The sequence below is a fragment of the Chryseobacterium sp. SORGH_AS_0447 genome (assembly GCF_030818695.1).
In the GTDB taxonomy this organism is placed as follows: domain Bacteria; phylum Bacteroidota; class Bacteroidia; order Flavobacteriales; family Weeksellaceae; genus Chryseobacterium.
In genome coordinates, this window is sequence record NZ_JAUTAR010000001.1 from 3612140 (window position 1) to 3627329 (window position 15190).

Here is a 15190-nt window from a genome sequence, read left to right on the forward strand (position 1 = left end):
GATCAGCGCGACGGCCAATAGCAGGTACCAGATGTTCCAGTTTGCAGGTTGTTTGCCCATCAGTTTTTTTGTGCGGATAAAAAGTTCATAAACAAACGCGCCGCCCCGGCATTTCCCGCAGGAAGCTGTCTAAAAAAAGCCAAAGGCGTATAAATAAAATTCCCCTTTCCATATTTTGCATACAGCGTGGATCCCTGCAGCGGCTCTTCACCGGTGTCGTGCATTTCGAAAAGCGGTTCATAAGCCGCATCCCATTGGTCCGGGAAGTAGGCCCCGCGCTCCTGCACCCAGCCTTTGAAATCATCAGCCGTAATTTTGTTCGGGAAGTTCAGCAGTTGATGATTGGGATTTAAAAAGGTAACAGCTGCATTCTCTTCAGTTACCCGCTTATTGACAATATTGAATTTATACATTCCCAATTGATCAACGGTTTTATCCTGATTGGTGTTGTACTGCATAACCAGATTTCCCCCGGCTTTTACATAAGCCCATAAAAAAGGCATCCAGCGGCCCAGCTTTTTCTCCGTATTGTTGGCACGGATCCCCAGCACGATGGCATCGTATTGCGATAACTTGTTCGGGCTGCCGCCGGCTGCATCGATGTTGCCATAAAAATCTTCGTCCTTTAGGACATCCACCTGAATCCCTGCGATACGAAGGAACTCCGGAATAAAATCGCCCGCTCCCTGGATATACCCTACTTTCTTAACCGTCGACCGGATCTCGCCTTTCATCACAGCCACCGTTGCCGGCGCAAAATATTGCAAAGAAGGCAGATGCGGATATTGGATCAATACCTGTTTTTTATTATAGGTGATTCCGTCTGTAACATAATCGGCATCCAGCTGCAAACGGTTGGATTGGATTGAAGCAAGTTTGGTTTTCGGGATAAGGCAGTCGACAGTAATATCTTTTCCGTTGAGCGAACTGACCTCCGCGCCGCCCAAACGTTCGCCGTTGTACATCAGATTTATCTTACCGTTGCCCAATGCTTTGTCAGAATTGATTTTAATATTTAAGCTTACCTTTAAATCTTCATTTTCTTTGACCAAATAAAGCGGTTGGGTAAATTTCAGTTCCAGGACCGGAACAATGCGGAGGGCTTCCACCACATCACCGCGCACCGGGTCTAATTTCTTGAACGATAAAGGAAGCTTCACCTGAAACTTTTCTGTACCGATTTTTAAATCAAGCTGAACATTCAACGGTGATTTTGTTTCGGGCAAACCAATCAAGGTATCATTCGGAACGGAGAAAGTGGCCGCATTTACCGCCGGTTTAGCTAGCCAATAAGGTTCCGTAAGCGCTGCATCTGCCGGAATCTGAATTTTATGTTCAACGGTAATTAAAGAATCTTTAGCCAGTTTTCTGTTGAGATTTTCCGACTGGTTCAGCCATTTTACATTTTCCAGAACCACCGGATTTTCAACTCTTGCAATCAGATTTAATTTAAAATTATACGGATCTCCGGCCACGGCTTCAGGCTGATTGGTTACCGCTTCGCCCATAAATCCGGCACAGCTCAGAATGATTTGGTCAAGGGATTTGATTTTATCTTTTTTAAGTTCCGGATCCTGTATCCCCATCACCTTTTTCCGCAAAGCCAACAAAGCTGGCAAACTACGGTCCGGATTGTTGAAATTGAAAGCTGCAATAATTTTATCTAAAGCTTGATCGATATCTGCATTTCCTTTGGAGGTCCAGGTTTTCACGACCCCATCCAAAAGGGTTGTTTTGGCCGGTTCACCAGCCACATGCGTAAAATATTCGGTTTTGATCCCGGCCACCGACTGTGTTCCCGCGCCCTGGCTTTTATGCAGGCTTCTGCTTAATCCGGCCAGTTCGCCATAGCCCATTCCGAGCTGCGCATCGTATTGTCCGACGGTGATTTTCAGTTGATTTTCAGCCGTCGTATTCACCGAACCGAACCGGAAGGTATTCCACAACAAGCGTTTCGGCTGCCATACATTGACATATTTGAGCTGATCTGAGAAAGCCGTTTTATCCCCTGCGAGCTTAAAGGCTTTTTCCGCCACTACCGCCGAAGCTGCATGCTGTCCGTGGCCTGCCGCCGCCGTAGGCGGAAAACGGCAGATGATCACATCCGGACGGAATCTACGGATAACCCAAACCACATCTGCGGTGATGCTGTTTTCATCCCATTGTTTAAAAGTATCGGTGGTATTTTTCGAAAATCCAAAATCAATCGCCCGGGTAAAAAACTGTTGGGCACCATCTAATTTTCTGGCCTCCAGAAGCTCATGCGTTCTGATTAAGCCCAAAGCAGCTCCCTGCTCTGTTCCCAGTAAATTCTGCCCGCCGTCACCTCTGGTTAAGGACAGGTAGCCCGTTTCCAGGTTCTGATCGTTGACCAGCCAGGAGAGCAGGCCTGTATTTTCATCATCCGGATGCGCCGCCAGGTACAAGACTTTCGGAAGTTGCTTCAGGGTTTTGAGTTCGCGGTAAATTTCTGATGATTTGGAAGGCCGGACCTGTTGGGCCCAGCAAAAAGCCGTTAAAAAGCTAAGGAGAAGTACAGTTATTCCTTTTTTGAACATTTGAATTTGCTTTGCGCGGCAAATATAGGTAAATCGTTCTTTTCCCGGCAGGAAATGAGAAAATTCATTACCTTATCATCAAGCTTGTTCGGCGGATCGTGGTTTTTGAAGTATATGGTATCAATAGCATCGGGCTTCATTGTAGTAATGTAAGAGCCGGCTTTAGCCAAAAATTATTTTAACGCAAAGTTTGATTTTCCTGATGCATAAATTATAAGGAGGCAAAGAAGGATCAGCAGGCTGATCTGATGAAGCGTACGGCTGACTCGTGAAGCAGATTCATCTGCCTTTATTTGCTTACGATTATACACAGTCATTATATCTTTGCGTTTACATCTTTATGCATTCATATTGTGCATATCAATAGCGTCGGACTTGAGCCCAATATTATTATAACAATGTAAGATCCGGCTTTAGGCAAAACTTATTTTAACGCAAGTTTAATTTTCCTGATGCATAAATTCTAAGGAGGCAAAGAAGGATCAGCAGGCTGATCTCATGAAGAGGGTGGCTGCTTCGCGAAGCAGATTCATCTGCCTTTGCTTGCTTACGATTATAGACAGTCATTATATCTTTGCGTTTACATCTTTATGCATTCATATCGTACAAGTATCAATAGCATTGGGCTTCAGTCCTATACTATTGTAGCAATACAAGATCCGGGTTTAGCCAAAACTTATTTTAACGCAAAGCCTGATTTTCCTGTTGCATAAATTTTAAGGAAGCAAAGAAGGATCAGCAGGCTGATCTGACAAAGCGTACAGCTGCTTCGCGAAGCAGATTCATCTGCCTTTGCTCACTTATGATTATGCGCAGTCATTATATTATACCTTTGCGTTTAAAGCTTTCACAGTTCATGATCCTGATTAACAACTGGAAGTCGGAAACCTGTATTTTACAGACAAAAACCAATTATACTTTTTTAACACTATCCCGTGTGAGATAAATATAATTAAACATACAGAATGCAGCGATCGCCCCGAACGTATGCCATAAAAAGTGGGTCCCAAAACTGAGCCATTCCCATTTGTCAGCAACACGGAAGGTCAGCGCCAGAACAAAAGATAACAAAGCAAATCCCACCCATTTACCGTCTTTCCAATGGGTGTAAATCAGATACCTCAACACCGAGAACAGGACAAAGGAAGCCATGATGGCATAATTGACGTTGATAAAAAGAGAAGGATGATCAATCAGGATCCAGTTTCTCAAAGCAAACAGGAGTATTCCATAAATAAGAACCATTGAAACCGCATAATACCACCGGGTGCTTCGGGCGACAAAATAAAATCCGGCGGATAAGCAGAGCAGCATGATCGGCAGCCAGTCCATCATAATGAATACCGGCCATTGCCTGAAAGAATGGTAAACCGTTCCGCCTATCGCACCGATATACAATAACACCAGGCAGTAGGTTAAAAAAGGATTCTCTTTAAAATGTCCTTTGATCTTAAGGGTCCAGAAAATGGCCAGGGCGAGAAAAAATACAGCCGTGGCTGCATTTAACGGCTCGGGAAACAACTGAGCCATATCGGTTTCTTTATAGAGCATTCCTCCGTCCGGAGGTAACTGGTTGATCGGCATGTTTCTTTTTTATTATTACAGGCATTTATGGAATGCACAATTCATAACTAGTCCTTTTTGTTTAAATATTCGTACTTACATCACAACTACGGAAATTATTTCTTTAAATATAATGAATTGATTAAAGGTTTTAAATAATCTTCGATGAATTTAATGAAATATTCACATCAGTTAAGACAGACCTGTTCAAGTTTCTGATGATTCCCCTGATTCTCTTTTTTCTCTGCTGCAGTCATTGGTATACTCCCGGATTCACATTCAATTTGCAGAGACAATCTGTTTCAGGAGCAACATCTCGAACAAAAATCAGCCTGCGTAAAAACATTGCGCAGACCGCCTTTTATTTTGTACCATAAATTAAAACAATGACAACTAAAATACTGGAAAAGCTAAAGGAAATAGAAGAGAAACGCGGCATAGAAATCCTTCTGGCCGTAGAATCCGGGAGCCGGGCCTGGGGGTTTGCCTCACCCGACAGCGATTACGACATCCGCTTTATCTACCGTCACGAAAAAGACTGGTACCTCTCGCCCTGGGACAAAGATGAAACCGTTGAATTCATGACGGAAGATGACCTGGACGGTTCCGGATGGGATTTGCGGAAGACCTTTCATTTGCTGTTGAAGTCGAATGCTGCTTTGCTCAGCTGGTTTTACTCGCCTATGGTTTATGTAAAGAATGAAAAATTTTATGATCTCTTTAAATCTTTAGCGGATGAATGCTTTTCGCCAATAGCGGTTTCGTACCATTACCTCAGCATGAGCAAAAAGTACCTGGAAGCCTGCCGCGGTGATGAAGTCAAGCTGAAATCTTATTTTTATCTCCTCCGCACGGCACTCACCGGAAAATGGATTCTGGAAAAAGGAACCGTTCCGCCGGTACTGTTCAGTGAACTGCTCGTATTGGTTGATGATTCTACCCGGGAGAAAATAGAAAATTTAATAACTTTAAAAGCCACCAAAGGGGAATCTTATCACTACCCGAACGACCATGAGCTTTTCGGGTTCCTGGAAAGCATGATCAAAGATACCGATGAAAAAGCAAAAAGCCTGAAAGGGGGAAATGCGGATAAGACTAAGATGGAAAAAGTCTTCCGGGAAATAGTAGCTTTATAAATGAAACCCAAAAATATGAAACCGCTGTCTGAACCCGCATTGCAGTTTATTAAAAAAGTTGGCAAAAATAAAGATTTCGCGATAGATCTCGATTTACTGGAAGACCATTTAAGAATATATCATCTTGAAGATTCCTCCGAAATCCTGAGATTTCAGAAAAATTTTGCCGGCCTGCATTTTCAGGATACCGTTATCTATATTTTTACGCCTGAGCAGATCAGGGAAAGGAAGACTGTAAAAACCCACGAATGGAATGGCCAGACTTTATTTCCGATCAATAACGGATTATACATGGCTGAAAACGGAGAAATTGCTGTCAGGGACTGCGGATGCAATTCGCATGACTTTTATTTTTATTTCGAAAGATTCGATATCTTTATCGAGCAGCAGGCTTTTTTTGAAAAACACCGGTATTATAAAAAACTCCCCGCTTACAGCCATGAGATTACCGATTTAAAGGAATTTTCAGCACGGATGTCGGGTTACGGATTTTTACCGGATTGCTCGGACCGGTATAACCTGATGTGGAAAAATGAAGTCAGCCTCGTGCATGCGACCTGCCATGAGAATGCCTGGAGCGTGGGCATTGACAGTATTTCCGAACAAAACCGTTCTAAGTTGATTGAACAATTAAAAGATGTCATCCAATGAAAAAACTCGTCGCCCTCTCTCCAATATACACAGAGGACAGCAATATCCTGAAAAAAGCATGATCGAGGCAAATCCCGCCTTGCATTCCGGGCTATATGTCTGTGATACTGAAAAAGCCTTGGAAGTGATTGTGGAGAGTTGTATTAAAAATTAAAACTAATTTGACAGGCTGGAAGAGGGAAGCTGGATGTTAGAAGTTTCTTTGATCAGTAGTATTAATATTAAAGGTATTAATTAAAAAATCTAATATGATGTAACTCACAGTAAATTATGGAAATGATCATCTTCACCGGGATTCCGGCGAGTGGAAAAAGTTCCTTTTATAAGGAGCTTTTTTTCAATTCGCACCTCAGGATCAGCATGGATCTGCTGAATACCCGGAATAAAGAAAATAAGCTGATGCAATACGGTTTTGAAACCCAATCGAGAATGGTAATCGACAATACGAATGTCACGAGAGAAAGCCGTAAAAAATACATTGAATCAGCAAAACAGAACCAGTATCAAATCATCGGATACTTTTTTGAAAGCCCTGTTCAGGACTGCCTGGAACGGAATAAGAACAGGAAAGATTCCATCAATGAGATCGGGATCAAAGCTAAATACAAGGAACTGGAAAAGCCTGATTACACAGAAGGCTTTGATAAGATCTTTAGCGTAAAAATAATCAATAACACCTTTGAAATCAGCGATTATGAAATTTGAAGAAATAGAAGCGTTAATGCGGAAGAACGAAAGCCTTTCGGAACAGTACATCCTGCCGGAAAATTATATCATCGTACGGCTGGACGGAAAAGGCTTTACGAAACTGACTAAAGAAAAACTTACCCTGGAGAAACCGTTTGATGCAAGATTCGGCAAAGTAATGACTGATACGGTAAAGCATCTTTTTAATACCGGTTTTAAGGTGATCTACGGTTATACCCAAAGCGATGAGATTTCTTTACTGATCGACAAAGGCGACCAGACCTTCAGCAGAAAGACCCGGAAAATCAATTCCGTGCTGGCCGGGGAAGCCAGTGCTTTTTTCAGCCTGCAATTTCAGGAGATTTGTGTTTTCGACTGCCGCACCATAGCCATTCCCAACCGGGAAATGCTGCTAGATTATTTCTGCTGGCGGCAGGAAGATGCCCACCGGAATTCCCTTTCCGCTTATTGCTACTGGACCTTACGGAATAACGGCTTTACCGCAAAACAAGCCACCGGAAAGATCGAAAAATTGACCCAGGCCGAAAAAAACGAACTGCTGTTTCAGTACGGCATCAATTACAATACCCTTCCGTCATGGCAGAAACGTGGCGTTGGCATTTATAATAAAGAAATTATGAAGCAGGGCTTCAATCCGATGACGAGGGAAACGGTGGGCTGTTTGAGGAAGGAGCTGTTTGTAGAGAAGGAATTGGGGATACGTGAGGAATATAGACTATTTTTGAAAGAAATTCTAAAATGTAAAAATTAAAAAACCAGATGAACTATAAAATTATATTTAACGAAGAAAAACTCAAACAGTTTATCGAATGGCTTCCGGATTTACTGCCTAACGAACAATATTATGTGACGCTTCTGGCCAGAAAAAAATACAATCCTGAGACAGGCCTAAAGGCAGACAAAGCACAGCTAAAACGGTTTACTTCAACCAAGGAGAGGCTTTTTCAGAAAATCAGGCAGCTTGAACTTCCTTTAGGGATGTATGAATCCGGAAGTACGATTGTTTCTCAGGATAATCTTGCGGTTTACATTACGCCTAATCCAAGAGACCTGCATAAAGCTTCTTTATTTCTGATGAAGGAAATTTCTGAAAAGCTGATCCGTAACGACCAGGCTATCCATCCGCATACCTTGGCTTTAAACATGATTCAGACTACCGCTTCAAGAAAGATATTTTTTGATCTTGATATCGATTTCAGGATTGAAGACCATCAGCAGGCAATCGAAAAATTCAGATCGGATATTTCAGATTCCATCAATAGTGATTGTCTCACCTTTATCAAAACCAATGGCGGACTGCATTGTTTAATTAATTTGCAAAGGATTGAGAAAGAATACCAGAAAAGCTGGCATCAAAGAATATCTCAACTTACATGTACTGAGTATGAAGTGACGATGAACGGCGATAATGTTTTGCCAATTATCGGATGTATCCAGGGAATTGATTTTTCACCTCATTTATTAGATTGAATTATGTGCACACCAAATACAGAACTGAAGTTCTGCACCTGTATTGAAGGAGATATTGCAGAGATCAAGAATATTTACATCTGGACTCTCTACCGGTATTACGGCTCCCGGGAATCATTGATACGCGGAAAGGTGATGATGCCTGTAACTAATTTTCAAAACGGAATCTCGGCAGAAGACATAAGTTCAAAATTAAATGAAGGAAACATTTTCGATTTTGATTATATTCCTCAGGAGAGAGATACTCTTTCTATCCGTTTCAATGCTGAGAACAGAACTGAATATAAATATCTGTCATTAATATTCCGGAATGGAACCTGGCAACAAGGACAAAATTATCTTTTTACAAGCATTGAAAAAAATATTGCTAAAGGGGAAGTGAAAGTAATATATCAGGAAGAAAATGAGTTCCTTAAACACTGTGAAAATTTAAAAATTCAAAACGGAATTGAAATCCCAGAATCAGTTAAAGTCCGGTGCGCTAATTTAAAAAATGATTCCCGGGATCCCATTTATTTGGCCATAAAAAATTTCAAGGAATATAAAGTATTCTATCACCCGGATTTTATTAAATCTGTTACCGATCAGTATTTTAATGAATTTCCAGAGTCAGAAGATTTAAGTAGGTTCCAGTCTCTTCTAGACGAAGCACAGACCAAATTTTCTTTGAAAGAAAAAAAATTCGTTTCGGAAAAAACAGATTTTTCCTTTATTAATCAGTGCTTAGAAAAATCAGACAATAACGTTCAGTACGTATTTGTTGCGATTCATATAAAAGGTGAAGAATATATGATTATTAATGGAAGGTTTTACGCTAAACCGATTTTTTCGAAAGGTAAACGTAAAACATACTTCATCAGCAAAACGAAAAAAATAAATTATGAAATATTTAAACTTTCAAAAGATTATTAAATGACGATCCCATCCCTCAAAACCAAAAACCTCATCCTCCTCGAAGCCATCTCCGGCAGCCGGGCTTTCGGGCTGGCAACGGAAAATTCCGATACGGACATCCGGGGCGTGTATTATCTGCCGAAAGAAGACTTTTTCGGACTGAATTACGTGCCGCAGGTTTCTAATGAAACGAATGATATTACTTATTACGAGATCGGGAGGCTGGTAGAATTACTGCAGAAAAACAATCCGAACATTCTGGAAGTCCTGGCGAGTCCGGCAGACTGTATTCTCCAGAAACATCCGCTGATGGACCTGCTGAAACCGGAAGATTTCCTGTCGAAGCTCTGCAAAGATACATTTGCGGGGTATGCCGTTTCTCAGATTAAAAAAGCCAAAGGACTTAACAAAAAGATCCTGAATCCGATGGATAAGGAAAGAAAGTCGATTCTGGATTTCTGCTATGTTTTGCAGGATCAGGGTTCGGTTCCGCTTCAACAATGGCTAGGGGAATTTTCCTACAATGGGCAGCGCGGTCTCGCACAGGAAAAATGTGGACTGGCAAGCATCGAACATACGAAAGGGATGTTTGCGCTGTTTTATGATGAGTTGGGAAGCTTGGGATATAAAGGAATCATTCAGCACGAAGAAGCCAATCAGGTATCCGTTTCATCGGTTCCGAAAGGGGAAAAGCCGTTGGCTTACCTGTTCTGCAATCTGGACGCCTACTCCACCTACTGTAAAGATTACCGGGAATACTGGAAGTGGGTTTCGGAACGGAACGAAAACCGCTACAACGTGAATCAGAACCACGGACAAAATTACGACAGCAAAAATATGATGCACACGATCCGCCTGCTGCAGTCATGCGAACAGATCTTCAAAACCGGTTCCCTGAACATCAGGGTTGAAAACCGGGATGAACTGCTGGACATTAAAGCCGGAAACCGGCCATATGAAGCCGTGATGAAGAAAGCAGAAGACCTCATCCGCTCTATCGACTTCCATCATTCGGTTTCTCCCCTTCCTGAATTTCCGGATACGGCAAAAACCACGAAGCTATTGGTTGAGATAAGAGAGGAGCTGTATAAAAACAAATAAAGCTTCTTGCGAAGCTTTATTTTATTTTGATTAGCGTATTATTTTACAAGTCTGATCTCCGTTGCAGAAAATCCTTTTGGAGATTTTTCTTTTTCGAAAGATACTTTGTTTCCTTTTTTAATCTGGTCGATACAGTTGTTGTTGTGGAAGAAGATATTTTCTTTCGTTTTATCTTCGGTAATGAAACCATATCCTTTTTCGCTCAGGAACGTTACGATTCCTTTTTTCACGGTCTCTTCCGCTTCAATAGGAGCTGCTCCCAATTGGATGTTGTTGATATCGATTTCCTCCCTTTCAGCGTGGTCAGGAGGTGTGGAAGTAAGCTGCCCGTTGGCATCCACATACATAATCATATCGTCAAAGCTTTTGCCTTTGTCGTTGTTTTCTTTACGCTCTTCACGACGTAAAGCTTTTTCTTTTTGTTTTTGCTGTTTTTTCTTGAAATTTTCTTTTTTAGAGAAAGAATCTGCCATATATTGTACTAAATTTTATATTACGATTTAATTTTAACGTTCATGACAAAGATAATTGTCTCCCTGCTATTCTTCAATGCCAGGTCATGATCGCATACTATTAAAGGTTTTCTGAGTGCTTTTATTAATGTGAGTGCCTTTCCGAAAGGCAGATGTGAAACGGAAGTGAATAAATATTCTAAACGGTCACAGAAGTAAAGACAGAGATTTCTTTTAATAAGTAAACAAATGTACGAAAAAAAAACGTACCATGCAAGGGGTTGCGATTTCAAATCCCTGAAATTCAATTTATTTTAAGTTTTCAGAAAATCAAGCCATTCCTGCAGCAAATCTTTAATATCAGCCAGAGGAAAGGCATAAGGCAATTTGTCAATTCTGAAATCCGGATATTCTATATCGAGATCAACATGCTCCAGCACCGTCGATTCATAAATTGACCTGTTAGGATCATCTGTATTCAGAAATGTATTGACTTCCTGTAAAAGAAATTCTGTTCTGGTATGATCCAAGTAACATAAAAACTGTAAACTGTTATTTTGGTCCACAATACCGTCTCTGCGACGACAATTATCATATGATAGTTTTTGATCTCCAAATAAAAGGATGTATTTTAAAAAATATAAAATTGCGATGGATAAATTTTGCCCAGCGTTCTCAACTTTGTACAACGAAAAAGAGTCAGTTACATATTTTGGCTAAAGCCGATCATCACACTCTACAGCATAATCAGGCATCCTTCGACAGGCTCAGGATGACATTCCCGTTGTTATTAATATTCATTGGAATTACGTTATTTGACATTATAGTCCATATCTACCGCCACTTTCATAAAAAAACCACCGGAATCGGATCCCGGTGGTTTTAATATTATTGATAACAATGAATCTTATTCTTCAGAAGAAGCATTCTGATCTCCTGCCGGCTGATCACCTTCAGGTCTTCTTTCTCTTTCCTGTCTTCTATCTCCGTCATTTCTTCTTTCGCCATCATGCCTTCTTTCTCTGTCGCCTTCAGGCCTTCTTTGTCCTTCCGGTCTTCTCTGGCCTTCAGATCGGTTCGGTCTGTCAGAACGCTCAGGACGATCAGAACGTTCAGGTCTTCCCTGTCCTTCTGCTTTAGGAGGTCTTGGCAACAATACTTTTCTGGAAAGCTTCATTTTCTTACGGTCATCATAACCCATGAATTTCACTTCCACTTCATCGCCTTCTGCATAAGGTACTTTATCAAGACGCGACCATTCGATCTCAGAAATGTGAAGCAATCCTTCCGTTCCTTTCGCAATGGCTACGAAAGCACCGAAATCCATTACTTTTACCACTTTTCCTTTATATACTTCGCCTACCACCGGTACGAAAGTAATCTCGTTGATTTTTGCAATCGCCTCGTTGATCTTTTCTCTGCTAACCCCGGAAATTTCGATTCTTCCGATCTCGCCGATCTCTTCAATAGCAATAACGGTATCGGTATCTTTCTGCATCTGCTGAATGATTTTTCCACCAGGCCCGATTACGGCACCGATGAAATCTTTAGGGATTTCCATCATCACCATTTTCGGAGCGTGAGGTTTCACATCTTCTCTCGGCTGAGCAATTGTTTCAGTAATTTTATTCAGGATGTGGATTCTTCCGTCTTTAGCCTGTAAAAGGGCTTTCTCCATGATGTCCATGGAAAGTCCCTGGATTTTAATGTCCATCTGGCAGGCAGTGATCCCGTCTGCTGTTCCGGTTACTTTAAAGTCCATATCCCCTAAGTGATCTTCATCCCCAAGGATATCAGACAATACGGTGAATTTACCCGATTTTACGTCCGTTACCAATCCCATAGCAATTCCGGAAACCGGTTTTGCAATCTGGATACCTGCATCCATCAATGCTAAAGTTCCTGCACAAACGGTAGCCATCGAAGAAGAACCGTTGGATTCCAAAATATCGGAAACGATACGGATCGTGTATGGATTTTCTTCAGGAATCATGTTGGCCAAAGCTCTCTGGGCAAGATTTCCGTGTCCTACTTCTCTTCTGGAAGTTCCTCTCAAAGGTCTTGCTTCACCAGTGGAGAACGGAGGGAAATTATAGTGTAAGAAAAATCTCTCGTCGTAATTTACCATTACGCTGTCCACCATGTTGGCATCTTTAACGGAACCTAAAGTTACTGCAGTTAAAGACTGGGTTTCCCCTCTGGTAAAGATCGCGGAACCGTGGGCTCCAGGAAGATAGTCGATTTCACTCCAGATCGGTCTGATGGTTTCAGGATCACGACCGTCCAGACGGATTTTATCATTCAGGATCATGTTACGCATCGCCTCTTTTTCCACATCGTGGTAATATACTTTGGCGAAAGGCGTTACTCTTTCCAGCTCTTCAGGATTATCTACATACTGAGAAAGGAATTCGTCCAGAACAGCTTTGAATTTTTCTCCTCTTTCTTCTTTTCCTGACGGAGTTTTTGCTACTTCGTATACTTTATCATACGTTTCTTTCCACACTTTCTCACGGATGGCTTCATCGTGGTTTTCGTGGTTGTATTCTCTTTTCGGGAAAGATTTACCTACTTTTTCGGCAAGTCTCTCCTGTGCTTCCACCTGCTTCTTAATTTCTGCGTGAGCGAAAGTAATGGCTTCCAGCATTTCCTGCTCGGAAATTTCTTTCATCTCCCCTTCCACCATAACGATAGAATCTTTAGTTGCTCCAACCATGATATCAAGATCGGAATCTTTAAGATCGGCATAGTTCGGGTTAATGGAAAGCTCACCATTGATTCTTACTACTCTTACTTCAGACATCGGCCCGTTGAAAGGGATGTCGGTAATAGCGATTGCCGAAGATGCGGCAAGACCTGCCAAATCATCAGGAATCGACTGCCCGTCATAAGAGATCAATGAGATCATCACCTGCACTTCCGCGTGGAAATCTTCAGGGAATAACGGTCTCAATACACGGTCTACCAAACGCATCGTCAGGATTTCCTGATCAGAAGGACGCGCTTCTCTTCTAAAAAAGTTTCCGGGAATTTTACCTCCCGCATAGAACTTTTCTCTGTAATCTACCGTTAACGGCAAAAAATCTACGCCCGGATTGGCTTCTTTGTTGGCGACAACCGTTGCTAAAAGCATGGTTCCGCCCATTTTAACGACAACAGATCCGTCAGCCTGTTTTGCTAATTTCCCTGTTTCAATAGTGATTTCTCTGCCGTCTGCAAGAGTAATCAGCTCTGTAATTGCTTGAGGTACACTCATAAATTGTTTTGTGTTGCACTCCGTATTGAGTGCTTTTAATGATTATATTTCGTCTAAAATTCAGCTGCAAATTTACTGTAATTATTTGGAAAAAAGTAGCTGCAGCAATTAAAATCCACAGCGAAGAGGCTGATACCTTATCATTTTATTAAACTTTATGCCGATTACATTGGTGCACTGCCTGTTTTTATGCCTAAGATGTAAAACAACAGGTAACCCTAGATATTGCCAATAAAAAAAGCAACCTCTTCCGAAGTTGCTTTATTTTTAAATCTCTGTAGATTATTTTCTTAAACCTAATTCAGCAATAATTGCTCTATATCTTGCGATATCTTTGTTTTTAAGGTAATCTAGCAAACTTTTTCTCTTACCTACCAATTTCACCAAAGATCTTTCTGTGTTGAAATCGTGACGGTTAGCCTTTAAGTGCTGAGATAAGTGGTTGATTCTGAAAGTGAAAAGTGCAATTTGTCCTTCAGCACTTCCTGTGTCCTGTGCAGATTTTCCGTGTTTTGCGAAAATTTCCTGCTTTTTTTCTGTAGTTAAGTACATTCCAATATTGTTTAATGATTATTATGTAACGGGTGCAAAAGTACAACTTATTTTTGAAACTGCCAACATTATCGATTTCATTTATCAGCAATCATAGAGAAAAATGTTAAAAAATTCTTAAAAAAATTATGTGATGCAGACAAAAGGCAGTAATTTTGCATGGTAATTAGTGATGGGAAAAAAAATAACTTTTATTGTTCTTACAGGTCTTCTTTTTGCCGGTGCATCTCTGCTGAAAGCGCAGCAGTTATCCGGCGACAGGATCAGCAGGGTTTTGTACTTCAATCCTGTGGTGGAACCTGATATCGAGGAGATTAAAGAACCTACGAATACCGCTTTCTTCAGCGCTGTTTCCGATAATTTAAGCGAAAGAAAAAACAAAATGCTTAAAACGGAAACCCAGATTTCTTTCGACAGCATCGATCAGAAGACCATTGCAGATTATTGCTTGAATAATGATGCCGACTTTGCCGTGGTTCCCAAAGTAAAATACTTTAAAGTGGGATTAGGGAAATATGTATTTTCCAACCAGGTTGTGGTAAGCATGAAGCTTTTCGATGCGAAAGGCAATCTTGTTACGGAAACCGATTACGATACCTATAAGAAGAACATGCGTCTTTTGGGTTCTACTACCAATTCAGTAAAGATCGGTACCAATGGAGCGATCAAGGGAATGCTGAAACAGTTCAGGAAAATGAGAAGTTCCGCAGAAATCGGATTGTAGCCACAAATACTTTTCATCAATCCCATCAGGATCCGATCCACTACTCTTCTTCTATTTATTAAGCCACATTTATTCATTCATATTATCTTTTAAAGATATATTATGCATCTCATTGAATTTCATTA

Annotated in this window: 14 protein-coding genes; 8 read left to right on the plus strand and 6 right to left on the minus strand. The window is 41.1% G+C overall.

The features are described 5' to 3' along the window. Window positions 1-59 precede the first annotated feature (59 nt). Complete coding sequence (locus QE422_RS16370) at window positions 60-2558, minus strand: PIG-L family deacetylase (RefSeq protein ID WP_307460731.1); 2499 nt, start codon at window positions 2556-2558, stop codon at window positions 60-62. A gap of 912 nt (window positions 2559-3470) precedes the next feature. Beyond that, window positions 3471-4142 carry a hypothetical protein gene (locus tag QE422_RS16375; RefSeq protein ID WP_307460733.1) on the minus strand — a complete coding sequence of 224 codons (672 nt, stop codon included), beginning with the start codon at window positions 4140-4142 and terminating at the stop codon, window positions 3471-3473. A gap of 365 nt (window positions 4143-4507) precedes the next feature. On the opposite strand from QE422_RS16375, the gene QE422_RS16380 reads away from it, so the two are divergent. The 7 genes from QE422_RS16380 (at window position 4508) to QE422_RS16410 (ending at window position 10081) form a co-directional block, all read left to right on the plus strand. Next, window positions 4508-5257 (plus strand): nucleotidyltransferase domain-containing protein, encoded by a 750-nt coding sequence (locus QE422_RS16380; protein ID WP_307460735.1) that lies wholly within the window; start codon window positions 4508-4510, stop codon window positions 5255-5257. Between the two features lie 15 nt (window positions 5258-5272). Next, window positions 5273-5908, plus strand: coding sequence for a hypothetical protein (locus tag QE422_RS16385; protein WP_307460737.1), 636 nt, complete (start codon window positions 5273-5275; stop codon window positions 5906-5908). A 270-nt stretch (window positions 5909-6178) separates the two neighbouring features. Next, window positions 6179-6613: an AAA family ATPase gene (locus QE422_RS16390; protein ID WP_307460740.1), complete on the plus strand. Its 435-nt coding sequence runs from the start codon at window positions 6179-6181 to the stop codon at window positions 6611-6613. Further along, window positions 6603-7367, plus strand: coding sequence for a tRNA(His) guanylyltransferase Thg1 family protein (locus QE422_RS16395; protein ID WP_307460743.1), 765 nt, complete (start codon window positions 6603-6605; stop codon window positions 7365-7367). The genes QE422_RS16390 and QE422_RS16395 overlap by 11 nt, the downstream gene beginning before the upstream one ends. A gap of 8 nt (window positions 7368-7375) precedes the next feature. Beyond that, window positions 7376-8086 (plus strand): hypothetical protein, encoded by a 711-nt coding sequence (locus QE422_RS16400; RefSeq protein WP_307460746.1) that lies wholly within the window; start codon window positions 7376-7378, stop codon window positions 8084-8086. Window positions 8087-8089: 3 nt separating this feature from the next. Then, window positions 8090-8998: a hypothetical protein gene (locus QE422_RS16405; RefSeq protein WP_307460748.1), complete on the plus strand. Its 909-nt coding sequence runs from the start codon at window positions 8090-8092 to the stop codon at window positions 8996-8998. Next, on the plus strand, window positions 8999-10081 hold the full coding sequence (locus tag QE422_RS16410; RefSeq protein ID WP_307460751.1) for a DNA polymerase beta superfamily protein: 1083 nt from the start codon (window positions 8999-9001) through the stop codon (window positions 10079-10081). It abuts the gene before it with no gap. Window positions 10082-10119: 38 nt separating this feature from the next. On the opposite strand, the gene QE422_RS16415 is transcribed toward QE422_RS16410, so the two are convergent. The 4 genes from QE422_RS16415 to rpsO form a co-directional block, all read right to left on the minus strand. Next, window positions 10120-10554, minus strand: a complete 435-nt coding sequence (locus tag QE422_RS16415) for a cold shock domain-containing protein (protein ID WP_307460754.1) — start codon at window positions 10552-10554, stop codon at window positions 10120-10122. Window positions 10555-10847: 293 nt separating this feature from the next. After that, window positions 10848-11063: a hypothetical protein gene (locus tag QE422_RS16420; protein ID WP_307460757.1), complete on the minus strand. Its 216-nt coding sequence runs from the start codon at window positions 11061-11063 to the stop codon at window positions 10848-10850. Between the two features lie 377 nt (window positions 11064-11440). Then, window positions 11441-13789: a polyribonucleotide nucleotidyltransferase gene (locus QE422_RS16425; protein ID WP_307460760.1), complete on the minus strand. Its 2349-nt coding sequence runs from the start codon at window positions 13787-13789 to the stop codon at window positions 11441-11443. A 282-nt stretch (window positions 13790-14071) separates the two neighbouring features. Further along, on the minus strand, window positions 14072-14341 hold the full coding sequence (rpsO, locus tag QE422_RS16430) for a 30S ribosomal protein S15 (protein WP_100377935.1): 270 nt from the start codon (window positions 14339-14341) through the stop codon (window positions 14072-14074). A gap of 172 nt (window positions 14342-14513) precedes the next feature. On the opposite strand from rpsO, the gene QE422_RS16435 reads away from it, so the two are divergent. After that, the gene (locus tag QE422_RS16435) at window positions 14514-15065 is read left to right on the plus strand and encodes a pyruvate decarboxylase (protein WP_307460777.1); all 552 of its coding nucleotides are present in this window, start codon (window positions 14514-14516) and stop codon (window positions 15063-15065) included. The last annotated feature ends 125 nt before the right edge of the window (window positions 15066-15190 follow it).